Below are 22,337 nucleotides of genomic sequence, written 5' to 3' on the forward strand. Positions count from 1 at the left end.
CCTTGTCTCCCTGGTCTCAGATAGTGGGGCGAATTGTTCGCCCTTCTGGTGAACGTTGCTAGGTTACGTAAACAGTTCCTGGCCGTGCGCTTCGACGTAAGCGGCAAGGCCGAGAGTGTGGTCGCGGGCACGCTTCTCGGCGAGCTCGGTGTCGCGTGCCTCCAGTGCTTCGATCATGCCGAGATGCTCGGGCAGCGAGGTCGCAGTGCGGTCCTTGCGTCCGATGGTCAGCTGGCGATAGCCGCGCACGTGCAGCAGCAGGTCGTTGGTGAGATCGACCAGCACCGGCGATTCCGACAGCGAGATCAGCGCCTGATGGAAGGCGATGTTGGCGCGCGAATATTCCTCGACGTGATCCTCGGGCAGGCGGTCCTTGCCGAAATCCTTGAAGTAGTCACGCAGCGCCGTGATGTCCTTCTTGCGCGCGGTGGTGGTGATGAGGCGCGCAGCCATGCTCTCCAGCGCAGCCCAGGCGCGGATCATGTCGACGATCTCGCTCTTGGTCCTGCGCACCACCATGATGCCGCGGCGCGGCACCGTCTTCACGAAGCCGTCCTGCTCGAGCATCGCGATCGCTTCGCGGATCGGGGTGCGGCTGACACCCAGACGTTCGGACAGCGCGCGCTCGTCGAGCATCACCGGCTCGGGCGTCGAATAGATGTCCATCCTGAGGATGGCTTCCTTCAAGGCGTCATACGCCTTGTTCTTGAAGCTGCTCTCCGGGGCAATACGAACGATTGCGATATCTGCCTCGGCCATGTTCGGCAACGCCTTGGTTGGTTTCCGCAGTGACACGACGAATCTCCTCCAGTGGGAGTCGTCTTTTACAGGATTATTAACGGGAAAGTTTTTGGCATACCACATGCCAGAATGTCAAGCTGGCTATTTTTTGCGGCGTTCTAAGCGATGCCGCAGCTTGACAAGTTGGCTTCTGGCATACCAAATGCCATCGCCAGCCATTTTTGATCCACGGCGGCGGAGTAATCTGGCGCTTATGCCGCTCCGTTCCGCGGAATGGAACAGAGCGCGGCGAATGGCAAGCATCACGGGCAGCCGCAAAACCACGCGCGCGCTTTGAAAAGAACGAACTGAGGTCAAGGGAGAAGCCACATGTCCAATTCCAAAGAAGCCGTCCGCAAGGTGCTTGACCAGGTCAAGGCGGACAACCGCACCAGCCTGACGGCCCCGGAAGGCAAGCTGGTCTGCGACGCCTATGGCATTCCGGTGCCGAAGGAGGGCGTGGCGAAGTCGGCGGGCGAGGCCGGCAAGATGGCCTCGTCGATGGGCTTCCCGGTGGTGATGAAGATCGTCTCGCCCGACATTCTCCACAAGACCGAAGCGGGCGGCGTCATCGTCGGCCTCAAGACCGCCGAAGATGCCGAAAAGGCCTACGAGACCATTCTCGGCAACGCCAGGAAGTACAAGGCCGACGCCAAGATCGACGGCGTCCAGGTGCAGCAGATGCTGGCCGGCGGCACCGAGGTCATCGTCGGCTCGATCACCGATGGTTCGTTCGGCAAGCTGGTCGCCTTCGGCCTCGGCGGCGTGCTGGTCGAAGTGCTCAAGGACATCACCTTCCGTCTCGCGCCCGCGACCAAGGAAGACGCGCTCTCGATGCTCGACGGCATCCAGGCGCATGAGATCCTCAAGGGCGTGCGCGGCGGCGAGCCGGTGAACCGCAACGCCCTTGCCGACGTCATCGTCAAGGTCTCGCAGCTCGTCACCGATTTCCCGGAGATTGTCGAGCTCGACCTCAATCCGGTGTTCGCGACGGCGAAGGGCGCGACCGCCGCCGACGTGCGCATCGTCGTCGACTTCGCCTATGTGCCGAAGCCGAAGCCGCGCCCGACCGAGGAGATCGTCGCGGCGATGAGCCGCATCATGCAGCCGAAGGCGGTCGCCGTGGTCGGTGCCTCCGCCGAGGACGGCAAGATCGGCAACTCCGTGATGAAGAACCTCATCAACGGCGGCTACAAGGGCGACATCTATCCGATCCATCCCAAGGCCGCCGAGATCCTCGGCTACAAGGCCTATAAGAGCGTCAAGGACGTGCCGGGCGTGATCGACACGGCCGTGTTCGCGATCCCCGCGAAGTTCGTGGCGGCGGCGCTCACCGAATGCGGCGAGAAGAAAATCCCCGGTGCGGTGCTGATTCCGTCGGGCTTTGCGGAGGCCGGCGCGCCGGAGCTGCAGGCCGAGATCGTCGAGGTCGGCAAGAAATACGACATCCGCCTGATGGGGCCGAACATCTACGGCTTCTATTATACGCCCGCCAATCTCTGCGCGACCTTCTGCACCGCCTACGACGTCAAGGGCCACGCGGCGCTGTCGTCGCAGTCGGGCGGCATCGGCATGGCCATCATCGGTTTTTCGCGCTCGGCGAAAATGGGTGTGTCGGCGATCGTGGGCCTCGGCAACAAGTCCGATATCGACGAGGACGATCTGCTCGCCTTCTTCGAGCAGGACCCGAACACCAATCTGATCGCGCAGCATTGCGAGGACCTCAAGGACGGCCGCGCCTTCGCGGAAGCCGCCAAGCGCGTCTCCAAGAAGAAGCCGGTCGTCGTGCTCAAGGCCGGCCGCACCTCGGCGGGCGCCAAGGCGGCCTCGTCGCATACCGGCGCGCTCGCCGGTAACGACAAGATCTACGAGGACGTCCTGGCGCAGTCCGGCGTGATCCGCGCTCGTTCGCTGCGGCAATTGCTCGAATTCGCCCGCGGCGTGCCGGTGCTGCCGACGCCGAAGGGCGAGAACGTGCTGATCATCACCGGTGCGGGTGGCTCCGGCGTGCTGCTGTCGGACTCCTGCGTCGACAATGGCCTGTCGCTGATGTCGATGCCGGCGGATCTGGATGCGGCCTTCCGCAAGTTCATCCCGCCGTTCGGGGCTGCCGGAAATCCTGTGGATATCACCGGCGGCGAGCCTCCGATCACCTACGTCAACACGGTGAAGCTCGGCCTCTCCGATGAGCGCATCCACTCGCTGATCCTCGGCTACTGGCACACCATCGTCACGCCGCCGATGGTGTTCGCCCGCAACATGGTCGAGGTGAAGAAGGAGATGGAGGCGAAAGGCTTCGTGAAGCCGATCGTCGCCTCGCTCGCGGGCGACGTCGAGGTCGAGGAAGCCGCCGAATATCTCTACCAGAACGGCATCCCGGCCTACGCCTACTCGACCGAGCTTCCGGTCGAGGTCCTCGGCGCCAAGTACAAATGGGCGCGCGGGGCAGGGCTGCTCTGAGCGTTTACTTCACCTCTCCCCGTGTGCGGGGAGAGGTCGAATTCGAGCAAAGCTCGAATTCGGGTGAGGGGGACTCTCCACGAGTCTAACTGTCACCGTCCTTGCGGAGACTCCCCCTCACCCTGCCCCTCTCCCCGCACGCGGGGAGAGGGAAAAAGATGGGGCGAGGGAGAACTGTCAGGTCGCGATGAGCAAGAACGTGATCCGGCGCAAATCGCTCGAGCCTCGATCATCGGAGGCCGATAACGACACGCGCGACGGCGGCGTGCAGTCGGTCGATCGCGCGCTGTCGATCCTGGAAACGCTGGCCGAGGACGACGAAGGCTATCGCCTCAGCGATCTCGCGGTGCGGACCGGCCTGTCGGCTTCCACGGTGCACCGCCTGCTGGCGACGCTGGAGAGCCGCCGTTTCGTGCAGTTCGACCGCACGCAATCTAAATGGCATGTCGGCTCGCGCGCCTTCACGGTGGGTGCCAGCTTTGCGCGACGGCGCAATTTCTCCGCGCAGGCGATTCCTTACTTGCGCAAGCTGCGCGATCTCACCCGCGAGACCGCCAATCTCGCCGTGGTCGACGACGAGTTCATCATCGTGCTGACCCGCATGGAGAGCCGCGAGATCATGCGCTCGCTGACCCTGGTCGGCGGCCGCGTCCCCATGGTGACGTCCGGCGTCGGCAAGGCCGTGCTCGCGACCTATTCCGATGAGGACGTCGGCGCCGTCATCCGCCATCACGGCATGCCCCGGCTGACCGAGAAGTCGATCGTGCGGCCGAGCGACCTGTTCAAGGAGCTCGAAAAGATCCGCAAGCAGGGTTTTGCCCTCGACGATGAAGAAGCCAGCATGGGGCTGCGCTGTATTGCCGCAGTGGTCTACAACGACTGTGCCGAGCCGCTCGCGGCGATTTCCGTCTCAGGCATGACCAGCCGTTTGACCGACGACAGGCTGCCGGAAATCGGCCAAACCGTGCGCGAGGTCGCCGGCGAGCTGACGGTCGCGCTCGGCGGGGTGATGCCGGCGCCGCGCTAACTGGGGAACCCGGGCACTGTCGCTGGACAGCATCGGCCGTTTTGGCTGATATGCGACCAAACGACACAATGCGGCAAACGTCCGCATGAGCCTGGAGAGCGTCCTCATGTTTCAATTTTCCGCGCGCCTTGCCGGCGCAGCCGTCGCGCTGACCCTTGCGGCAGCGACGCCGTCCCTTGCCCAGCAGCTCGAGCTCAAGCTGATGGCGCCGGCGGCCCCGGGCGGCGGCTGGGACCAGACCGCGCGCTCCATGCAGCAGGCGCTGGTGGCCGCGGGCGTCGCGCGCAGCGTGCAGGTCACCAACGTTCCCGGCGCCGGCGGCAGTGTCGGCATCGCGCAATTCGTCAACGGCGCCAAGGGCGACGGCAATCAGATGATGGTCAACGGCTTCGTCATGGTGGGCGCGCTCGCCATGAACAAGTCGCCGGTGACGCTGGAGCAGGTGACGCCGATCGCGCGCCTCACCGAGGAAATTCAGGTGATCGTGGTTCCCGCGAATTCGCCGATCAAGACTGCGCAGGATCTGGCCGCCGCGGTGAAGGCCGATATCGCAAAGGTGACTTTCGCCGGCGGCTCGGCCGGCGGCGTCGACCATGTGATGGCGGCGTTATTCGCCGGCGCGGTCGGTGCCGATGCCAAGAAGATCAACTACATCCCGTTCTCCGGCGGCGGCGAGTCGCTGGCGGCGATCCTCGGCGGCAAGGTCACCGCGGGCATTTCGGGCCTCAGCGAATATGAAGGGCAGATCAAGTCCGGCAAGCTGCGCGCGATCGGCGTGACCTCGGAGAAGCGCATCCAGGGCAGCGACATCCCGACCTTTAGGGAGCAAGGCATCGACCTCGTGATCGCCAACTGGCGCTCGGTGGTGGCGCCTCCCGGCATCACGCCGGAGCAGCGCAAAACCCTGAGCGATGCGGTCGAGAAGATGGTGAAGTCGGACGCCTGGAAGGAAATCCTCAAGCAGAAGGGCTGGGAAGACGCCTATCTCGGCGGTGACGCCTTCGCCGACTTCCTGAAGAAGGAAACCGTGCGGGTCACCGACGTGCTGAAATCGGTCGGCCTGGTCAAGTCATGACCTCGGGCGATCCGGCCCAGCCGCCGCGGCGCGTCGATCGCGCCGGTATCGTCATCGCTGCACTGCTCGGAGGCCTCGCCGCGGTGCTGGTCTTCGACGCGCGCGGCCTGTCATCCACCGCGATGTACGGCATGGGGCCGGAGGCGATGCCTGTCGTGATCGCCAGCGGCCTTGCGCTGCTTGCGATCGGCAATTTCATCGACGCGCTGCGCGGCAATTTGCCGGCGCGCGAGAGAGCCGATCCCGTGCCCGTGGTTCTGATCCTCATCGGTCTTGCGCTGCTGATCGCCATCATAGGCTTTGGCGGCGGCTTCATCCTGGCGACGTCGGCGCTGTTCGTGACGACATCGGCCGCCTTCGGCCGCCGTGCCATCCTCGTCGACAGCATCATCGCCCTCGTGATGTCGATCCTGATCTATCTCGCGTTCGACCGGTTGTTGACGCTGAGCCTTCCGACCGGCCCGCTGGAGCGACTGCTGTGATGGACACTTTTGCGGCGCTGGCGCACGGCATGGCCGTCGCCATTCAGCCGATGAACCTGCTCTATGCCCTGATCGGTGTATTCCTCGGCACCGCCGTGGGCGTGCTGCCCGGCATCGGCCCGGCGCTGACGGTCGCGCTGCTGCTGCCGGTCACCTACAAGCTCGATCCCGGCGGCTCGCTGATCATGTTCGCCGGCATCTATTATGGCGGCATGTATGGCGGCTCCACCACCGCGATCCTGATCAACACGCCCGGCGAGAGCGCCTCGATGGCGACTGCGCTCGAAGGCAACAAGATGGCCAAGGCCGGCCGCGGCGGGCCGGCGCTTGCGACATCCGCGATCGGCTCCTTCGTCGCCGGCACCATCGCCACCATTGGTCTGGCCTTCCTCGCGCCGTGGCTGGTCGATTTCGCCGTGCGCTTCGGTCCTGAGGATTACTTCGCGCTGATGTGCGTCGCCTTCGTCACGGTGTCGGCGACCTTCGGCGATTCCCCGATCCGCGGCCTGACCAGCCTGTTCATCGGCCTGACGCTCGGCCTCGTCGGCATCGACAAGCTGACCGGTCAGGCGCGGCTTGCGTTCGGCGTTCCTGAACTGCTCGACGGCGTCGAGGTGACGACGCTCGCGGTCGGCCTGTTCGCGGTGGGTGAGGCGCTCTATGTCGCCTCGCGCCGCCACCACAGCGAGGAGAAGCTCGAGCCGGTGCGCGGCTCGCTGTGGATGACAAAGGAAGACTGGAAGCGTTCGTGGAAGCCGTGGCTGCGCGGCACCATGTTCGGCTTTCCGATCGGCGCGCTGCCGGCGGGCGGCGCTGAGATCCCGACCTTCCTGTCCTATTCGACCGAGAAGCGGCTGACGAAACACCCCGAAGAGTTCGGCAAGGGCGCGATCGAAGGCGTCGCGGGGCCGGAAGCCGCCAACAACGCCTCCGCCGCCGGCACGCTGGTGCCGCTCTTGACGCTGGGACTGCCGACCTCGGCGACGGCCGCGATGATGCTGGCGGGCTTCCAGCAATACGGCCTCAACCCGGGACCGCTGCTGTTCGCCGAGCGGCCTGATCTCGTGTGGGGCCTGATCGCGAGCCTGTTCATCGCCAACGTGATGCTATTGGTGCTCAATCTGCCGCTGGTCGGCCTGTGGGTGCGGCTGCTTGCTATCCCGCAGCCATGGCTCTATGCCGGCATCCTCGTATTCGCGACCATGGGCACCATCGCCGCAAAACCGTCGGTGGTCGAGTTGTCCATGCTCGCCGGTTTCGGCGTGCTCGGCTTTTTGATGCGCCGGTTCGATTTTCCGATCGCCCCCGTCGTGGTCGGCCTGATCCTCGGCCCGATCGCCGAGAGCCAGTTGCGCAGGGCGCTCGCGATCAGCCTCGGCGATCCCATGACGCTGCTGCAGAGCCCGATCTCGGCGACGCTGCTGGCGCTGGCACTGATCGCGCTGCTGGCGCCCTTCGTGTTGAAGGGGCTGGGCCGGTTCAAGGCGACCGAAGATTAGTCATCCCGGCGCTGGCATCTTGTGATGCTGCGTCCATCTCGTGGGGACATTCCATGCCGTCAGAACTTCGTTCGCCCCGTCTCGCCGTCCTGATCGATGCCGACAATGCGTCGGCAAAAATCGCGGACGGACTGTTCGAGGAGATCGCCAAGATCGGCGAGGCCAGCGTCCGCCGTATCTACGGCGACTTCTCCAACGCGCGGTCCAGGGGGTGGGCCGACATTCTGTCGAAGCACGCCATCATCCCGCAGCAGCAGTTCGCCTATACGACGGGCAAGAACGCGTCGGACATCACGCTGGTCATCGACGCCATGGACCTGCTTCACAGCGGCCGGTTCGACGGCTTCTGCCTGGTGTCATCCGACAGCGACTTTACCCGTCTGGCGGCCCGCATCCGGGAGCAGGGCATCGATGTCTTTGGGTTCGGCGAGCAGAAGACGCCCGAAAGTTTCAGGCAGGCCTGCCGACGGTTCGTCTATACGGAGAACCTGCTTGCCGGCACGGCGACCGCCCAGGACGCATCTTCACGCTCAGCGCCGCTTCAGCCGCCCGATGCCGCCACGCCCATCATCAAGAAGGTCATCACCCAGATGGAGAGTGAGGACGGCTGGGTCGCGCTCGGTGAAGTCGGACGGCAGCTCGCCAATCTCGCTTCCGATTTCGATCCGAGGACCTACGGCTTCCGCAAGCTGAGCGACCTGGTGCGGAAGACCAATTCGTTCGAGATCGATGAGCCGAAGGGCCGGTCGATGCGGATCCGGGTCAAACCCGCTGCGGCGCCGCCGGCGAGAACGCGGAACCCGCGCCGATCTGCCAGGTCGGGAACGGCAGGCGGTGCGGCGCCCAAGGCGTAAGCAGGGCGTGCCGTCATATTTGCACTTGCCCGGTTTGGTGCAGGGCGTAACCATCGCCGGGCCGTAACGCCGCGCGAGGGTCCCGATGACCAAACTCACCCGCTTCAACGTCGCCCCGCTGCATGCGATGACCCGGCGCCTCGCCGATGTCGCGTCCGCGCGTCTCGCGCCAGATCTGGTCATTACCGGCGCGCGGGTGCTCTCGACCTATTCGGAACGCATCCATCCCGGTCGGGAGGTCTGGATCACCGGCGGGCGCATCGCGGCGGTGAAGCCATCAGGCGCGGCAAAGAAGATCTGGCCCAACGTCGCGCTCTACGATGCCGCTGGCGGCGTCATCGCGCCCGGGCTGGTCGATCCGCACATCCACATCGAATCCTCGATGGTGACGGCCTGCGCCTATGCCGAGGCCGCGCTGCTCAACGGCACCACCACGATCTTCTGCGACAGCCACGAGATCGGCAACGTCATGGATGTCGCCGGCGTGGAGGCGATGCTGGAAGACGCGCGCGAGGCGCCGCTCTCGATCTTTTTGACGGTGCCGTCGACTGTCCCTGCGACTTCGGCCGAGCTCGAAACGGCGGGAGGAGACCTTACACCGGACAAGATCGCCGGTCTGTTCGACCGCTGGCCGGAGGCGGTGGCGCTCGGTGAAAAGATGGATTTCGTGCCCGTCACGATGGGCGACGAGCGCAGCCATGCCATCCTCGCTGCCGCCTTGAAGCGGGGACGTCCGGTGTCGGGCCACGTCTACGGCCGCGAATTCGTTGCGGCCTATGCGGCCAGCGGCGTAACGGATACCCATGAGGCGATCGACCGCGACATCGCCGACGACCTGCTCGATGCCGGCGTCTGGATATTCCTGCGCGGTGGTCCGCCGACGACGCCCTGGCACTCGCTACCGCAGGCGATCCGCACCATCACCGAGCTCGGCGCCTCGCACAAGCGCACGGCCGTGTGCACCGACGACCGCGACGCTGACGATCTCCTGATGTTCGGTCTCGACTGGGTGGTGCGCGAGGCCGTGAAGGCGGGGATGTCGCCGGAGCAGGCCTGGTCGATGGGCTCGCTGCACGGCGCCACGCGCTTCGGCATGGATGGCGACATCGGTGGCCTCGGCGGCGGCCGCCGCGCCGATCTCGTGCTGATGGACGACCAGCTCAAGCCACAATGCACCTGGTATGGCGGCGAGCTCGTGGTCGAGAACGGCGAGATCACCGGGCTGCTCGATCAGGCGCTGTCTCACCGCTATCAATATCCAAAGGCAGCCTACGCGACCGTGAAGCTGCCGGAGAAGGTCAAGCTGACGCCGGATCTGCCGGCGAAGGCCTGCACCGTCAATGCCATCAAGACAGCGTTTCCGGGTATCACGCTGATCCATGACAAAGTCGCGATCGAGCCAGCAAAGGACTGGCCGTCGCTGTTCGCGCGTTACGGCCTGTGCTTCGTCACAGTCATCGAGCGCCACGGCAAGTCGGCCGGCAATGTCGCTTACGGACTGCTGAAGGATTTTGGCCTGAAGCGCGGCGCGGTCGCCTCCAGCGTCGGACACGACAGCCACAACATCATCGTCGCCGGTACCAACGAGCCCGATATGCAGGTCGCGATCGCGGCCATCAAGGACCAGCAGGGCGGCGTCTGCGTCGTCGCCGACGGCAAGGTAAAGGCACTGGTTCCGCTGCCGATCGCGGGGCTTCTCTCGGACAAGCGCGTCACGGAGGTGGCCGAAGAGGTCAAGGCGCTGAAGAAGGAATGGGCCGAGGCCGGCTGCACCATCCCCTATATGGGCTTCAATTTGATTCCCCTATCGGTCATTCCGGAAATTCGCATCACCGACAAGGGCCTGGTGCTGGTGCCGCAGATGGAACTGGCGCCGCTGTTCGAGTGATCCGCTTTCATGCAACTCTCGATCTAACCGTTTGAGACCGCCGCTATTTTTCCGCGGCTGCCGCATCGTGGAAAATAAAATCGATCTCGTTGAGATCGGCTTCTGCGCACCCGATGATCTCGCTCGCTGACGCAACTTGAGCGAGGTCCGATATGGCGAAGATGCGAGCTATCGATGCTGCCGTGCGAATTCTGGAGAAGGAAGGCATCTCCACCGCCTTCGGCGTTCCCGGGGCCGCGATCAATCCGCTTTACTCGGCGCTGAAGAAGCGCGGCACGATCCGGCACATCCTGGCGCGGCATGTCGAGGGCGCCTCGCATATGGCCGAGGGCTATACGCGGGCGAAGGCCGGCAATATCGGGGTCTGCATTGGAACCTCGGGGCCGGCCGGCACCGACATGATCACCGGGCTCTATTCGGCGATCGCCGATTCCATTCCGATCCTCTGCATTACCGGGCAGGCGCCGCGCGCGCGGCTCTATAAGGAAGACTTTCAGGCCGTCGACATCGAGTCGATCGCAAAGCCCGTGACGAAATGGGCGGTGACCGTGCGCGAGCCGGCGCTGGTGCCGCGCGTGTTCAGCCAGGCGTTTCATGTCATGCGCTCGGGCCGGCCGGGGCCGGTGCTGATCGACATGCCGCTCGACGTGCAGCTGGCCGAGATCGAGTTCGACGACGAGACCTATGAGCCGCTGCCGGTTTACAAGCCCACAGCGACGCGCAAGCAGGTCGAGAAGGCGCTGGAGATGCTCAACGCCGCCGAGCGGCCGCTGATCGTCGCGGGCGGCGGCATCATCAATGCCGACGCTTCCGATCTCCTGGTCGAATTCGCCGAGATCGCCAACGTGCCTGTTGTCCCGACGCTGATGGGGTGGGGCGCGATCCCCGACGATCACGTGCTGATGGCGGGCATGGTCGGCCTTCAGACCAGCCACCGCTACGGCAATGCCACCATGCTCGAATCCGACTTCGTGCTCGGCATCGGCAACCGCTGGGCCAACCGCCACACCGGCTCGGTCGAGACCTACACCAAGGGCCGCACCTTCGTGCATGTCGACATCGAGCCGACGCAGATCGGGCGCGTGTTCAATCCCGATCTCGGCATCGTCTCGGACGCGAAGGCTGCGCTCGAGCTGTTCGTCACCGTCGCCAGGGAGTGGCGCCGGTCAGGCAAGCTGCGCGAGCGCCAGGCGTGGCCCGCGGCCTGCCGCGATCGCAAGAAGACGATGCTGCGCAAGAGCCATTTCGACAACGTCCCGATCAAGCCGCAGCGCGTCTATGAGGAGATGACCAAGGCGTTTGGTCGCGACACCTGCTACGTCACCGTGATCGGCCTGTCGCAGATCGCCGGCGCGCAGTTCCTCGGCGTCTATCGCCCACGCAACTGGATCAATGCCGGTCAGGCGGGGCCGCTCGGCTGGACACTGCCCGCCGCGCTCGGCGTGCGTGCCGCGTGCCCGGATCGCGACATCGTCGCGCTCTCCGGCGATTACGACTTCCAGTTCCTGATCGAGGAGCTCGCGGTCGGGGCGCAGTTCAATCTGCCCTATATCCACGTCGTCGTGAACAATTCCTATCTCGGCTTGATCCGCCAGGCCCAGCGCGGCTTCGAGATGGACTATCACGTTCAGCTCTCCTTCGAGAACATCAACGCGCCCGAGATCGGCGTCTACGGCGTCGACCACGTCGCGGTCGCCGAAGGCCTCGGCTGCAAGGCGATCCGCGTCACCGATCCGAAGGACGCGCAGGCCGCGTTCGCGACCGCGCGCGAATTGATGGCCAAGCACCGCGTGCCCGTGGTGGTCGAGTTCATCCTCGAACGCGTCACCAACATCGCGATGGGCACGGAGATCGACAACATCGTCGAGTTCGAGGAGGTGCTGGACCTGCCGCTCGACGAGGTCGAGCGGGCGCGCCCAGGCGTGCTGCAGCCGGCGGAATAGGAGAGGACCTCATCATGCCGAAATTCGCCGCCAACCTCACCATGCTCTTCAACGAGATGCCGTTCCTGGACCGCTTCGCAGCGGCGAAGGCGGCGGGCTTTTCCGGGGTCGAGTATCTCTTCCCCTATGATTTCGACAAGGCGCAGCTGCGCGAGCAGCTGGAAGCCCACGGCCTGACCCAGGTGCTGCACAATCTGCCGGCCGGAAACTGGGCCGGGGGCGAGCGCGGCATTGCGATCCTGCCCGATCGCACCGCCGAATTCCGCGACGGCGTGTTTCGCGCCATCGACTATGCCAAGGCGCTCGATTGCGAGCAGCTCAACTGCCTCGTGGGTATTGCGCCTGCCGATGCCGATCCGCGCGAACTCAACGAGACGCTGGTGGGAAATTTGCGCTTCGCCGCCTCCACGCTGGCACGCGAGAACATCAAGCTGCTGGTCGAGCCGATCAACACGCTCGACATTCCCGGCTTCTTCCTCAACGGCACCGAGCAGGCGATACAGCTGATCTCCGAGGTGCGGTCGAACAATCTGTTCGTCCAGTACGACATCTATCACATGCAGATCATGGAGGGCGATCTCGCCCGCACCATGCAGGAATATCTGCCCCAGATCGCCCACATCCAGCTCGCCGACAATCCGGGCCGCCACGAGCCCGGCACCGGCGAGATCAATTATCCCTTCCTGTTCCGCCACCTCGATGCGATCGGCTATCGCGGCTGGATCGGCTGCGAATACAAGCCGCGCACCACGACGCTCGAGGGTCTGTCCTGGCACGCCGCGCAGACCTTCGAGACCTGAGAATGCACCCACAGCGACGGTGCGCTCCCTCTCCCGCTTGCGGGGGGAGGGCTGGGGTGGGGGTATCTCCGCGAAAAGATTCGCTCGAGATGCGGTGAAAGCCCCCAAGCGGATAGAGCCCCCACCCGGCGCTACGCGCCGACCTCCCCCGCAAGCGGGAGAGGTGCACCGAGCTTGTGGATCGACTTGGCCCAAATCTGGAGGAATGAGACATGACCAACATCGGCTTCATCGGACTTGGCACCATGGGACGGCCGATGGCCGGCCATCTCCTTAGCGCTGGCCATCGTGTTCTCCTGCACGATGTTGCGCCGGTTGCGGCTGAGCTGATTTCCGCGGGCGGCATCGCCTGCAAGTCGGCCAAGGAAGTCGCGGAGGGCGCGGATGCGGTCATCATCATGGTGCCGGATACGCCGCATGTGGAAGCGGTGCTGTTCGGCAAGGATGGTGTTGCGAGCGGCATCTCGAAAGGCAAGATCGTCGTCGACATGAGCTCGATCTCGCCGCTGGCGACGAAGGAGTTCGCGAAGAAGATCGAGGCGCTCGGGGCGGACTATCTCGACGCGCCGGTGTCGGGCGGGGAGGTCGGCGCCAAGGCGGCGAGCCTCACCATCATGGTCGGCGGGCCGGAGCGGGCCTTTGGCACCATGAAGCCGGTGTTCGACAAGATGGGCAAGAATGTCACCCGCGTCGGCGCCAATGGCGACGGGCAGACGACGAAGGTCGCCAACCAGATCATCGTCGCGCTCACGATCGAAGCGGTGAGCGAGGCGTTGTTGTTCGCATCGAAAGCCGGGGCCGATCCGGCGCTGGTGCGGCAGGCGCTGATGGGCGGCTTTGCCTCCTCGCGCATCCTCGAAGTGCATGGCGAGCGCATGGTGAAGCGCAATTTCGATCCCGGCTTCCGCATCGAGCTGCACCAGAAGGATCTCAATCTTGCGCTCGAAGGCGCGCGCACGCTCGGCCTGTCGTTGCCGAGCACGGCAGTGGCGCAGCAATTGTTCTCGGCCTGTACCGCGCATGGCGGCAAGGGCTGGGATCATTCCGCGATGGTGCGGGCACTGGAACTGATGGCAGGTCACGAGATCGCCGCAGCCTGAACTGTTACGCGGTAACAGTCTCCAGTTTTTGAGGCGTCTTTCGCTTCGGGGGAACCGGAACAATGCTCCGGCCCCGCGGTTGAAGGCGCAGGACAATCACTGGAGACAAATCAACATGAAAACCCGTCTTGCGATTACGTTGGCTGCAGCGTCGCTGCTGGCGTCGAGCGCAGCCTTTGCCCAGTCGACGACCGAACAAGGCGCCAGGGACGGCGCGCGTGCGGGCGGCGATATTGGCGGACCGATCGGCGCCATGGTTGGCGGCACCGTTGGTGCGGCCGTCGGCGCCGGCCTCGAGATTCCGAATGCGGTCCTCGGCGGAATTCCTCGCAGCGATTCCGTCGTGGTCGAGGAGCGCGTCGTGGTAGGCGAGCCGCTGCCGCCGACCGTGGTGCTCCGCCCCGTACCGAACTACACCGAGTATCGCTATGCGGTCGTGAACGATCGCCGCGTGATCGTCGAGCCGCGCACGCGTCGGGTGGTCAAGATCATCGACTGATCCCAGCCGACCACAGGTGTGGTGAGAAAAGGGCCCTGCGGAGTCTTACTCCGCGGGGCCTTCGCTCGCTGCAGAAGGGCTTGCGCGAAAGCGTGTCATAGCCCAATCGGTGACCGCCGCGAGCGCAAAGCCGAAGCAGGCCGTGAGCGCGTCGACCAGAAAGTCCTCCAGCCGGGCGTGGCGTCCGGGTGCCCAAAATTGCATCAGCTCGAGCACGCCAATCAGGACGACCGCGGCTCCTGCGCCCGGCAGGCGCCGCCGCGGATAGGCGAGGCCGAAGGCCAGTCCCACCAGGATGAAGGCGAGCGCATGTTCGCCGTCCTGACCGAGGTCGGAATGGGGCCGCAGGCCGGGGGGACCGAGGGTGGCGAAAGTAACGGCGGCCGCGAGCAGCCAGGCAAATGAACGTATCAAAATGGACATCCGGTTCGCTTAGCACAGATTGGCAGCGGACCGGTACAGTCCCTCCATCAGATCGCTGTGTAGTTAATGACAAAATGTTAAAGCGGCTCGCGCACGCCGAGCCCGTGCATGAAGCGCTCCCGGATTTGTACGGGATCGCGCCTTGTGGTGCCGACGCCGGGCTTGTCGTCGATACGGACGGCGATCAGGCTCGGCTCAGCGGCGGACATCGCCGCATCGACCAGGCGCTCGAAATCCTCCTCGTCCGCAGCCCAGGCGCTGTTGGCGAGGCCGGAGCCTGCGGCGATGGCAACGATGTCCGCGACGCTTGCCGCTGGCGTCGGCTGTGCGCCGGTAATCTGATAGATGCCGTTGTCCATCACGATCATGATGAGGTTTTTCGGCTTCAACGTCGCGATCGTCGAGAGCGCGCCGAGCTGCATCAACAGCGAGCCGTCGCCTTCGAGCGCGAAGACGCGTCGGTCGGGCTGCGCCAGCGCCACGCCGAGCGCGATCGGGAAGGCGAGGCCCATGCTGCCCAGCATGTAGAAATTCTGCGGACGATGGCCGGCGGCCCAGAGGTCGAAATTGGTGTTGCCGATGCCGCCGATCACGGCTTCCTCGTGCTCGAGCTTTCCGATCAGGCGCGAGGTCACATCGAACCGGTTCATCACCTTGGTGTTGCCAGTGTTCATGGTGGCGCTCACTTGTCGAAAACCTTGCCGCCTGTCAGCAGCGGGTTGAGGATCAGCGCCACCGGCGCCTGTGTCGTGACGGCCTGCTTGATCGAGCGGTCGGTGATGAATTCGAGCTCGTCGAGCCGGGTGATGGTGTGGTGCTCCAGCGCCAGCGAATCCAGCACCGGGCGCATGGTGCGGCAGACCAGCGATTGCCCGTAATTGAACTCGCCGAGCGTGCCGCGCTCCGACACGAACATGATCAGCGGGATCTGGTAGGGCACTGCGAGCGAGGCGAGCACGTTGGCGAGCGTGGCAAAGCCGGAGGTCTGCATCAGGACTGCGCCGCGCCGCCCACCCATCCAGGCGCCTGAGACGATGCCGACGGCTTCCTCCTCGCGGGCAGTGGCGAAGGTGGTGAAGAAGGGATCGGCATGCAGGTTCTTGATCAGGGGCGTCAGCACCCGGTCGGGCACGTAAGGGATGAGGCTGATCTCGTTCCGCTTCAGGGTTTGCAGGACGATGCCGTGCCAGCTCCCGTCGCTGGACGCCTGTCCCGCCTGAGTCTGCTGTTCCGCAATCGCCATTGCGTTCTCCCTTGGCGTATTTTCTTGGGCCGCGCATGCTTCTTGGTTCTTTCCGTCGCGCGACCGGCCGAACTTGACGGAGCGGGCGGGATTGTCAACATGTCCGGGCCGCACCGTGATCTGCGCTGAACGGCCTGTCGTAGTCGGCACCGCCATGTCATAAGCGGCGGCAACGAGAAAACGGGAGGGGGCACGGACGGGCGCGCATCGCGCCGACCTTGCGGATCTCCCTGGAGAGCCGGAAGGGTCCTGATGTCCGTCAACAGCAAGCGCGTCTTCTACTCCAATTATTTGGCCAATCCGATCTATGTCGACATCCTGAAGGCGCGGTCCGACGTCCGGCTCGATCGTATCGAGAACGAGAGCCCCGAAGATGTCTACGCGCCGATCCTGAGCGCGGCGCATGTCTACCAGATCGGCGCCGCCCGGGACGAACTCGCCCCTCATTTCCATGTCGATGCCACCTTCCTGAAGCGCACGCCGAACCTGCTGCTGGTCTCCAGCAATGGCGCGGGCTTCGACCCTGTCGATGTCGAAGCCTGCACGGATGCGGGCGTGCTCGTCGTCAACCAGTCCGGCGGCAATGCCCATTCCGTCGCCGAGCACGCGCTGGCGATGATGCTGACCTTGTCCAAGCGCATCATCCAGTCCGACCGCCGCCTGCGCCGCGAGCGCGACGTCAACCGCAACGACCTCGTCGGCAACGAGGTCGAGCACAAGACCGTCGGCATCATCGGCCTCGGCAATGTCGGCCGCCGCATCGCCGCACTGTGCAAGGGCCTGCTCGGCATGAAGGTGCTGGCCTATGACCCGTATCTCTCGGCCGAGGTGATGGCGGAGCGGGGCGGCGAGAAGGTCGAGCTCGACGAGCTGTTGCGCCGCGCCGATTTCGTTTCGATCTCCTGTCCGCTCGACAAGGGCAGCCGCAACATGATCAGCACGCGCGAGTTCGGGCTGATGCAGCCGCATGCGTATTTCATCACCACGGCGCGCGGCTTCATCCATGACGAGGATGCGCTGCTCCAGGCCCTGCGCGACAAGCGCATCGCCGGTGCCGGCCTCGACGTCTGGTCCAAGGAGCCGCCGCCGCCGGAGCATCCGCTGCTCCAGTTCGACAACGTGCTGGCAAGCCCTCATACCGCGGGCGTCACGATCGAGGCGCGGCAGAACATGGGCCGGATCGCGGCCGAGCAGGTGCTGGACACGCTCGACGGCAAGCGCCCGCCACGCATCATCAATCCCGAGGTCTGGCCGCGTTATGCGGAGCGCTTCAAGCAGGCTTTTGGCGTGACGCCGGGGTAGGGGCGCGAAGGGTCAGCGCTCCGATCATTGGTTACCACGACGGAAAGGCAAAGCGTCGCATCTTATCGAGCGGGTAAGTGAACGCGTATCACTTGTCCTGTAGTTGAAAGCCCATGAGCATCTTCTCGATTGCGACATCCGGACTTTCCGCGGCGAGTTTGCGCGTGAACGTGGCCGCGAGCAACATCGCCAATGTTCGAACGACCGGCCCGCTGCCGACCTCGGGCGGGTCGAGCCCGTCGGCCGTTACAGGCAGTCCGGGCATTGCTCCGACGTTTCCCGCGGCTTACGTGCCATTGCGCGTCGATCAGGTCGACCAATCGAGCGGCTCGACGCCGGGCGGCACGACCGCAAAGGTGTCGACGGTATCGCCGAGCTATACCGCGCAATCAGACCCAAGCGCTTCCTTCGCAAACCAGGATGGGCTGGTCGCAGCGCCGAATGTCGATATCGCCAGCGAATTCGTTCAGCTGGCGGCCGCCAAGTACAGCTTCATTGCCAATGCGAAAGTCATTCAGGCTTACGCGGAAACGACAGAGTCGCTCCTCGATATAACCACATGAGGGCGGACTGCCGCCGGGATGGGCGGCGGGAACCTTGCCGGCCTTTGATCCGCGTCAAAATCTCCTTCCCCGGTCCGGCTTAAATGGGACTAGAGTGCGGCCGGGGCAGCAGGGAGGTCCCATGTCAACCTATGTCGTCAAGTTCATGAAGGATGTGCTCGGCGAGTACGGCCGGCAGAGCGAGATTTGCCAGGGTACGCTGGAAATCGACGCCTCCGACGAGGACGAGGCCAGGGAGCGGGCGAAGGCCAGGTTCTGCAAGGACCAGGCCCTGCATCACTGGTCGCTGCATGCCGACCGCATCCATGTGCGAGCGGCCGACTTTCCGTCCTGAGGTCTACCGGCCCGGCGCCGTGACGGGCGGGGGCGCCGTGGTCCCCGCGCCGAGCGATCGCTGCACCATGACAGTGTCGGACCAGCGGCCGTGGCGATAGGCTACGCCGCAAAGCAGGCCGGCGCGCGCGAAGCCGAACTTCTCGTGCAGCGCCAGCGAAGGCGCGTTGTCGGCGTCGATATAGCCGATCATCTGGCGGAAGCCGGCCGCCGCACAAGCATCGATCAATTCCTGCAGCAGCAACCGTCCGACGCCGCGGCCGAGTTGCTCGTGGTGGACGTAGATCGAATGCTTGGCCGTGTAGCGATAGGCCGGGCGCTTGCGGAACAGCACCGCATAGGCATAGCCGACCACCTCGCCGCGAAAGGTTGCGACCAGATGCGGCAGGCGGGTCTGCTTGAGGTTCTTGCGCCGGTCGCGCAAATCGTCCGGCTCGGGCGCGCCGGTTCCCTCGATGTCGCGCGCCACGCCGTTGCGGACGTGATGGCGGTAGATCGCCAACATTGCCTCGACATCGCTGTCGCGTGACGGCCTGACCAGGACGGCTTCGTCGCTCGCGCGCGCAGCTGTTTCGTTCATTCGCACCTACTCGGCAACGACGTAAGTATAGAGCCCGATGCGCCCCTGGGCATCGATCTCCTTGTAGACGCCCTGGATCTCGACGTCGAAGCCCGGAAACGTGTTGAAGCAGGTTTCGAACATCTTGAGATAATCCACCATGGGCTTGGCCCGCTCGGTCAACCGCTCGCCGGGCACGATGGTGGCGATGCCTGGCGGATAGACCACGAAGGGCGTGGTCGCGATGCGGCCAGCGATGGCCTCGATCGGCAGGTAGTCGACATCGTTCTTGAACAGATAGCGGGCAGCATCGCGAGGCGACATCGCGATCTCAGGCATGTGCTCGGGCATGAACTGCCGGGCCTGAAGCGCGCTGACGTCGGCGGTGCGGAAGAACCGGTGCATCTCGCCGCAGAGATCGCGTAAGCGCACGCCGGCGTAGCGCGCCTGCCGCCGCTGGTAGAACTCCGGAATGACGTCGGACAGCAGCGCATTGTCATCGTGCAGCTTCTTGAAGGCGACCAGGCCGGAGATCAGCGTGCCGGCCTTGCTCGCCTCGACGCCGGGGGTGAGCAGGAAGAGCAGGGAGTTGAGGTCGTTCTTCTCGGGAACGATGCGGTTCTCGCGCAGATATTGCGCCACAACGGGTGCGGGGATGCCGTGCTCGGCATAGGCACCTGAGCGGTCGAAGCCGGGGGTGAGCAGCGTCAGCTTGTTCGGATCTGTCATGGCAAACCCCTCGGCCATGCCGGGGAAGCCGTGCCAGTTGGTATCGGGAGAGAGCTGCCACAGCGCGGGATTGGTGGCGAGCTCATCGGTTGAGAGGGTTTCCCAGGCGACGTTGTGGACGGCGCCGGGGCGGCCGACATCGGGAATGGCGACGCGGTCGGGAACAAAAGGTTCGAAGAACCAGCGCCGATCGGCGTTCTGCTCCTTCTCTTCGAACTCCCTGCGCATCGCTCGGATCTTCTTGCGCAGCTCGATGCCGAGGCGGATCGTGTCGTCCCACAGCACTTCGCCTGAGCGGCCCTTCATCATCTGGGCGCCGACGTCGAGCGAGGCGAACAGCGGATAGAAGGGTGACGTGGAGGCGTGCTGCATGAAGCTCTCGTTGAAGCGGCGGTGCTCGACGCGCCGCTTTTGACCGCGGATGTGGCGGTCCTTGATGTGGATCTGTGAGGCCTGCGAGAAGCTGGCAAGCTGCTTGTGGGTCGATTGCGTCGCGATGATGCCCGGTGCTTCCGGCGGAAGGTTCGCCAGCCCCATGGCGAAACGGCCGGCATAGAGCGGGTGGAATTTCATGAATCCGGCCCAGGCCTCGTCGAACAGGATGTACTCGCAGAGATGGCCGACGCGCTTCAGGATCATCTCGGCGCTGTGGATCGTCCCATCATAGGTGCACTGTTCGACCACGGCGACGCGGAACGGCCGCTCCTTGCGCCAAGCCTCCTTGTCCGTGACCAGCGGGTGATTGCGGATCGCCTCGCGCAAGGTTTTCTCGTCCAGCACGTCCCAGCGCATCGGTCCGATCAGGCCCCAGGCGTTGCGGATGGTCGGCACGTAAACCGGGACGCCGCCGTTGATCATCAGCGCGCCGTGATGGGCGGCCTTGTGATTGTTGCGGTCGAACAGCACGAGGTCGCCGTCGGTAACGAGGGCGCCGAGCGCGACCTTGTTCGAGGTTGAGGTGCCGTTGAGCACGAAATAGGTCTTCTCCGCGCCAAAAATCTGCGCGGCTTCCTTCTGCGCCTTCAGCGCCGGCCCTTCATGGGTGAGGAGGTCGCCGAGATCGAGCACGGAATTGTCGAGGTCGTCGCGGAACACGGATTCGCCGAGATGCTCGACGAAGACCCGGCCGATCGGGCTGCGGTTGTAGAATACGCCGCCATTATGCCCCGGGCAGGTCCAGAGCTGGTTGCCTTCCTCGGCATAGTCGACCAGGGCGCCGAAGAACGGCGTCTTCAGCGTCTCGGCATATTGTTTGAGCCGGCTGATCAGATTCTTGGCGATGAAGGTCGGCGTCTCCTCGGACAGGAAGACGTAGCCGTCGATGAAATCGAGCACCTCGACCGGCAGGTCCTCGAAGCGCTTGCGCCGGATCAGCAGGATAATCGGGAAATCGAGGCCGCGGCGGCGCATCAGGTTGATCAGCGCCGAGGTCTTGCCCTCCAGGCCCTTCTTGCCCCAGTCCACCACCATGCACCCGATCGCGGCATCGGTCTGCACCGCCATCTCGGCATCTTCTAGTTTGCGCGCCCGGACCACCTCGAAGCCGGAGCGCTGGATCTCCTCGATGATCTGGTTGAAGCGGACGCCTTCGAGATCGTCGGCGTCGAATACTGGTGCGGCGAACAGGAAGTTGAAGCGCTTGAAATAATCCATGGTCTGTCCCGAATGTGCGAGAAGCACAGCTCTCGGCACATTCGATGACAGTTCTATGACAGTGGAGCGGGATGGCCCCGGCTACCGCTTCGCTTCGCCGAACACCACGGTCGGCACCGCACGGTTGACGATGTCGCGTAGGGCAAAGCTCGATTGCACGCGTGCGACGCGCGGCAGGCGGGACAGCTCGGTGCGGTGGATGCGCTCGAAATCCTGAATGTCGCGTGCGAGCACGATCAGGATGTAGTCGTCGGTTCCCGACATCAGGAAGCAGCGCACGACGGAAGGGCATTTCACCACCTCGGCCTCGAACGCCTTCAATGCGTCGTCGCTCTGGCTCTCCAGCGCGATGCGAACCAGCACGGTGGTGGTGAGGCCGAACTGGGCCAGATCGAGTGCGGCCTGGTAGGCCTGGATGTAGCCCTCGTCCTCCAGTGCCTTCTGCCGCCGGGCCAGCGCCGTGCTGGAGAGCCCTACCTTGTTGGCAAGCTCGGTGTGGCTGGCACGTGCATTGGTCGTGAGTTCCGCGAGGATCGCGAGGTCTTTCCGGTCGAGGGCCAATGTTTCGTTTCCAGCGTGAAAGGGCAGCTTGGCGCCGGAAACCGGCGCGGGCCTGCCGAAACTAGCGGATATTTGCACGAAACCAAACCGGCCCCGTCGCTACGATGAGGGAACCGAATCAAGGCGTTGGCAAAGGAGCCCAAAAGATGCGCGTCGGTGTGCCCAAGGAGATCAAGGTGCAGGAATATCGCGTCGGGCTCACCCCGGGCGCGGTCCGCGAATATGTCGCGGCCGGACACCAGGTCACGGTCGAGACCGGCGCCGGCGGCGGCATCGGCGCGCCCGACGAGGTGTATCGGCGGGCAGGGGCCACCATCGCCGAGAGCGCCCGCGATATCTTTGCCAAGTCCGACATGATCGTGAAGGTGAAGGAACCGCAGAAGAGCGAGTGGGTCCAGCTCCGAGAAGGCCAGATCCTGTTCACTTATCTTCATCTTGCGCCGGATCCGGAGCAGGCCAAGGGCCTGCTTGCCTCCGGCTGCACCGCGATCGCCTATGAAACCGTCACGGACGCGAACGGTTACCTCCCGCTGCTCGCCCCGATGAGCGAAGTCGCCGGCCGCC

The 22,337-nt window shown here is 64.6% G+C and carries 21 protein-coding genes and 1 pseudogene; 15 read left to right on the forward strand and 7 right to left on the reverse strand.

Annotated features, from left to right (window positions below; genetic code table 11):
• Positions 1 to 63: 63 nt before the first annotated feature.
• Positions 64 to 759 (reverse strand): GntR family transcriptional regulator, encoded by a 696-nt coding sequence (locus tag XI03_RS05580; protein WP_161966556.1) that lies wholly within the window; start codon positions 757 to 759, stop codon positions 64 to 66.
• Positions 760 to 1,110: 351 nt separating this feature from the next.
• Here XI03_RS05580 and XI03_RS05585 point away from each other — a divergent pair, with 351 nt between their 5' ends.
• The 11 genes from XI03_RS05585 to XI03_RS05635 all read left to right on the forward strand — a co-directional run bounded on the left by XI03_RS05585 (position 1,111) and on the right by XI03_RS05635 (position 14,407).
• Positions 1,111 to 3,240, forward strand: a complete 2,130-nt coding sequence (locus XI03_RS05585) for an acetate--CoA ligase family protein (RefSeq protein WP_095426484.1) — start codon at positions 1,111 to 1,113, stop codon at positions 3,238 to 3,240.
• 187 nt (positions 3,241 to 3,427) lie between these two features.
• The gene (locus tag XI03_RS05590) at positions 3,428 to 4,267 is read left to right on the forward strand and encodes an IclR family transcriptional regulator (RefSeq protein WP_271591576.1); all 840 of its coding nucleotides are present in this window, start codon (positions 3,428 to 3,430) and stop codon (positions 4,265 to 4,267) included.
• 106 nt (positions 4,268 to 4,373) lie between these two features.
• On the forward strand, positions 4,374 to 5,342 hold the full coding sequence (locus tag XI03_RS05595; protein ID WP_038970603.1) for a Bug family tripartite tricarboxylate transporter substrate binding protein: 969 nt from the start codon (positions 4,374 to 4,376) through the stop codon (positions 5,340 to 5,342).
• The gene (locus XI03_RS05600; RefSeq protein WP_271591577.1) at positions 5,339 to 5,824 is read left to right on the forward strand and encodes a tripartite tricarboxylate transporter TctB family protein; all 486 of its coding nucleotides are present in this window, start codon (positions 5,339 to 5,341) and stop codon (positions 5,822 to 5,824) included. Before XI03_RS05595 ends, XI03_RS05600 begins: the two co-directional genes overlap by 4 nt.
• Positions 5,824 to 7,323: a tripartite tricarboxylate transporter permease gene (locus XI03_RS05605; protein WP_028143047.1), complete on the forward strand. Its 1,500-nt coding sequence runs from the start codon at positions 5,824 to 5,826 to the stop codon at positions 7,321 to 7,323. Before XI03_RS05600 ends, XI03_RS05605 begins: the two co-directional genes overlap by 1 nt.
• Before the next feature lie 53 nt (positions 7,324 to 7,376).
• Positions 7,377 to 8,177, forward strand: a complete 801-nt coding sequence (locus XI03_RS05610; RefSeq protein WP_028143048.1) for an NYN domain-containing protein — start codon at positions 7,377 to 7,379, stop codon at positions 8,175 to 8,177.
• An 85-nt stretch (positions 8,178 to 8,262) separates the two neighbouring features.
• On the forward strand, positions 8,263 to 10,065 hold the full coding sequence (locus XI03_RS05615) for an adenine deaminase (protein WP_271591578.1): 1,803 nt from the start codon (positions 8,263 to 8,265) through the stop codon (positions 10,063 to 10,065).
• A gap of 152 nt (positions 10,066 to 10,217) precedes the next feature.
• Positions 10,218 to 12,008: a glyoxylate carboligase gene (gene gcl / locus XI03_RS05620; protein WP_038974256.1), complete on the forward strand. Its 1,791-nt coding sequence runs from the start codon at positions 10,218 to 10,220 to the stop codon at positions 12,006 to 12,008.
• A gap of 14 nt (positions 12,009 to 12,022) precedes the next feature.
• Positions 12,023 to 12,808: a hydroxypyruvate isomerase gene (gene hyi / locus XI03_RS05625; protein WP_038947129.1), complete on the forward strand. Its 786-nt coding sequence runs from the start codon at positions 12,023 to 12,025 to the stop codon at positions 12,806 to 12,808.
• A 212-nt stretch (positions 12,809 to 13,020) separates the two neighbouring features.
• Positions 13,021 to 13,908: a 2-hydroxy-3-oxopropionate reductase gene (locus XI03_RS05630; RefSeq protein WP_038970578.1), complete on the forward strand. Its 888-nt coding sequence runs from the start codon at positions 13,021 to 13,023 to the stop codon at positions 13,906 to 13,908.
• Positions 13,909 to 14,023: 115 nt separating this feature from the next.
• The gene (locus XI03_RS05635; RefSeq protein WP_018315876.1) at positions 14,024 to 14,407 is read left to right on the forward strand and encodes a DUF1236 domain-containing protein; all 384 of its coding nucleotides are present in this window, start codon (positions 14,024 to 14,026) and stop codon (positions 14,405 to 14,407) included.
• A gap of 45 nt (positions 14,408 to 14,452) precedes the next feature.
• Here XI03_RS05635 and XI03_RS05640 read toward each other — a convergent pair whose 3' ends face one another.
• The 3 genes from XI03_RS05640 to XI03_RS05650 form a co-directional block, all read right to left on the reverse strand.
• Positions 14,453 to 14,830 carry a VanZ family protein gene (locus XI03_RS05640; protein WP_271591579.1) on the reverse strand — a complete coding sequence of 126 codons (378 nt, stop codon included), beginning with the start codon at positions 14,828 to 14,830 and terminating at the stop codon, positions 14,453 to 14,455.
• A 77-nt stretch (positions 14,831 to 14,907) separates the two neighbouring features.
• Entirely contained in the window at positions 14,908 to 15,504 is a 597-nt protein-coding gene (locus XI03_RS05645; RefSeq protein ID WP_028142374.1) for a thiamine pyrophosphate-dependent enzyme, read from the reverse strand.
• A gap of 8 nt (positions 15,505 to 15,512) precedes the next feature.
• The gene (locus XI03_RS05650; protein ID WP_028142375.1) at positions 15,513 to 16,073 is read right to left on the reverse strand and encodes a thiamine pyrophosphate-binding protein; all 561 of its coding nucleotides are present in this window, start codon (positions 16,071 to 16,073) and stop codon (positions 15,513 to 15,515) included.
• A 252-nt stretch (positions 16,074 to 16,325) separates the two neighbouring features.
• Here XI03_RS05650 and XI03_RS05655 point away from each other — a divergent pair, with 252 nt between their 5' ends.
• From XI03_RS05655 to XI03_RS05665, 3 genes are all read left to right on the forward strand, one after another.
• Positions 16,326 to 17,375, forward strand: a complete 1,050-nt coding sequence (locus XI03_RS05655) for a hydroxyacid dehydrogenase (protein WP_271591580.1) — start codon at positions 16,326 to 16,328, stop codon at positions 17,373 to 17,375.
• Between the two features lie 113 nt (positions 17,376 to 17,488).
• Positions 17,489 to 17,938, forward strand: a complete 450-nt coding sequence (locus XI03_RS05660; protein WP_028142377.1) for a flagellar basal body rod protein FlgC — start codon at positions 17,489 to 17,491, stop codon at positions 17,936 to 17,938.
• A gap of 121 nt (positions 17,939 to 18,059) precedes the next feature.
• Positions 18,060 to 18,272 carry a hypothetical protein gene (locus tag XI03_RS05665; RefSeq protein ID WP_018315882.1) on the forward strand — a complete coding sequence of 71 codons (213 nt, stop codon included), beginning with the start codon at positions 18,060 to 18,062 and terminating at the stop codon, positions 18,270 to 18,272.
• A 3-nt stretch (positions 18,273 to 18,275) separates the two neighbouring features.
• On the opposite strand, the gene XI03_RS05670 is transcribed toward XI03_RS05665, so the two are convergent.
• The 3 genes from XI03_RS05670 to XI03_RS05680 form a co-directional block, all read right to left on the reverse strand.
• Complete coding sequence (locus XI03_RS05670) at positions 18,276 to 18,851, reverse strand: GNAT family N-acetyltransferase (RefSeq protein ID WP_028142378.1); 576 nt, start codon at positions 18,849 to 18,851, stop codon at positions 18,276 to 18,278.
• 6 nt (positions 18,852 to 18,857) lie between these two features.
• Entirely contained in the window at positions 18,858 to 21,212 is a 2,355-nt protein-coding gene (locus XI03_RS05675; RefSeq protein ID WP_271591581.1) for an Orn/Lys/Arg decarboxylase N-terminal domain-containing protein, read from the reverse strand.
• 81 nt (positions 21,213 to 21,293) lie between these two features.
• Positions 21,294 to 21,773 carry an Lrp/AsnC family transcriptional regulator gene (locus XI03_RS05680; protein ID WP_028142380.1) on the reverse strand — a complete coding sequence of 160 codons (480 nt, stop codon included), beginning with the start codon at positions 21,771 to 21,773 and terminating at the stop codon, positions 21,294 to 21,296.
• A 146-nt stretch (positions 21,774 to 21,919) separates the two neighbouring features.
• Between XI03_RS05680 and XI03_RS05685 the strand changes: the two are divergent.
• Positions 21,920 to 22,337 (forward strand): annotated as a pseudogene (locus XI03_RS05685) (alanine dehydrogenase); the annotation flags it as partial.

It is taken from the genome of Bradyrhizobium sp. CCBAU 65884 (assembly GCF_028128835.1).
Classification (GTDB): Bacteria; Pseudomonadota; Alphaproteobacteria; order Rhizobiales; family Xanthobacteraceae; genus Bradyrhizobium; species Bradyrhizobium ottawaense.

Excerpts from the sequence above, each read along its gene's own strand:
- XI03_RS05650 (WP_028142375.1), bottom strand. The coding sequence starts at position 16,073 with ATGGCGATTGCGGAACAGCAGACTCAGGCGGGACAGGCGTCCAGCGAC.
- XI03_RS05605 (WP_028143047.1), top strand. The coding sequence starts at position 5,824 with ATGGACACTTTTGCGGCGCTGGCGCACGGCATGGCCGTCGCCATTCAG.
- XI03_RS05580 (WP_161966556.1), bottom strand. The coding sequence starts at position 759 with ATGGCCGAGGCAGATATCGCAATCGTTCGTATTGCCCCGGAGAGCAGC.
- hyi (WP_038947129.1), top strand. The coding sequence starts at position 12,023 with ATGCCGAAATTCGCCGCCAACCTCACCATGCTCTTCAACGAGATGCCG.
- XI03_RS05660 (WP_028142377.1), top strand. The coding sequence starts at position 17,489 with ATGAGCATCTTCTCGATTGCGACATCCGGACTTTCCGCGGCGAGTTTG.
- XI03_RS05645 (WP_028142374.1), bottom strand. The coding sequence starts at position 15,504 with ATGAACACTGGCAACACCAAGGTGATGAACCGGTTCGATGTGACCTCG.
- gcl (WP_038974256.1), top strand. The coding sequence starts at position 10,218 with ATGGCGAAGATGCGAGCTATCGATGCTGCCGTGCGAATTCTGGAGAAG.
- XI03_RS05655 (WP_271591580.1), top strand. The coding sequence starts at position 16,326 with ATGTCCGTCAACAGCAAGCGCGTCTTCTACTCCAATTATTTGGCCAAT.
- XI03_RS05615 (WP_271591578.1), top strand. The coding sequence starts at position 8,263 with ATGACCAAACTCACCCGCTTCAACGTCGCCCCGCTGCATGCGATGACC.
- XI03_RS05595 (WP_038970603.1), top strand. The coding sequence starts at position 4,374 with ATGTTTCAATTTTCCGCGCGCCTTGCCGGCGCAGCCGTCGCGCTGACC.
- XI03_RS05665 (WP_018315882.1), top strand. The coding sequence starts at position 18,060 with ATGTCAACCTATGTCGTCAAGTTCATGAAGGATGTGCTCGGCGAGTAC.
- XI03_RS05610 (WP_028143048.1), top strand. The coding sequence starts at position 7,377 with ATGCCGTCAGAACTTCGTTCGCCCCGTCTCGCCGTCCTGATCGATGCC.
- XI03_RS05670 (WP_028142378.1), bottom strand. The coding sequence starts at position 18,851 with ATGAACGAAACAGCTGCGCGCGCGAGCGACGAAGCCGTCCTGGTCAGG.
- XI03_RS05600 (WP_271591577.1), top strand. The coding sequence starts at position 5,339 with ATGACCTCGGGCGATCCGGCCCAGCCGCCGCGGCGCGTCGATCGCGCC.
- XI03_RS05675 (WP_271591581.1), bottom strand. The coding sequence starts at position 21,212 with ATGGATTATTTCAAGCGCTTCAACTTCCTGTTCGCCGCACCAGTATTC.
- XI03_RS05635 (WP_018315876.1), top strand. The coding sequence starts at position 14,024 with ATGAAAACCCGTCTTGCGATTACGTTGGCTGCAGCGTCGCTGCTGGCG.
- XI03_RS05630 (WP_038970578.1), top strand. The coding sequence starts at position 13,021 with ATGACCAACATCGGCTTCATCGGACTTGGCACCATGGGACGGCCGATG.
- XI03_RS05585 (WP_095426484.1), top strand. The coding sequence starts at position 1,111 with ATGTCCAATTCCAAAGAAGCCGTCCGCAAGGTGCTTGACCAGGTCAAG.
- XI03_RS05640 (WP_271591579.1), bottom strand. The coding sequence starts at position 14,830 with ATGTCCATTTTGATACGTTCATTTGCCTGGCTGCTCGCGGCCGCCGTT.
- XI03_RS05590 (WP_271591576.1), top strand. The coding sequence starts at position 3,428 with ATGAGCAAGAACGTGATCCGGCGCAAATCGCTCGAGCCTCGATCATCG.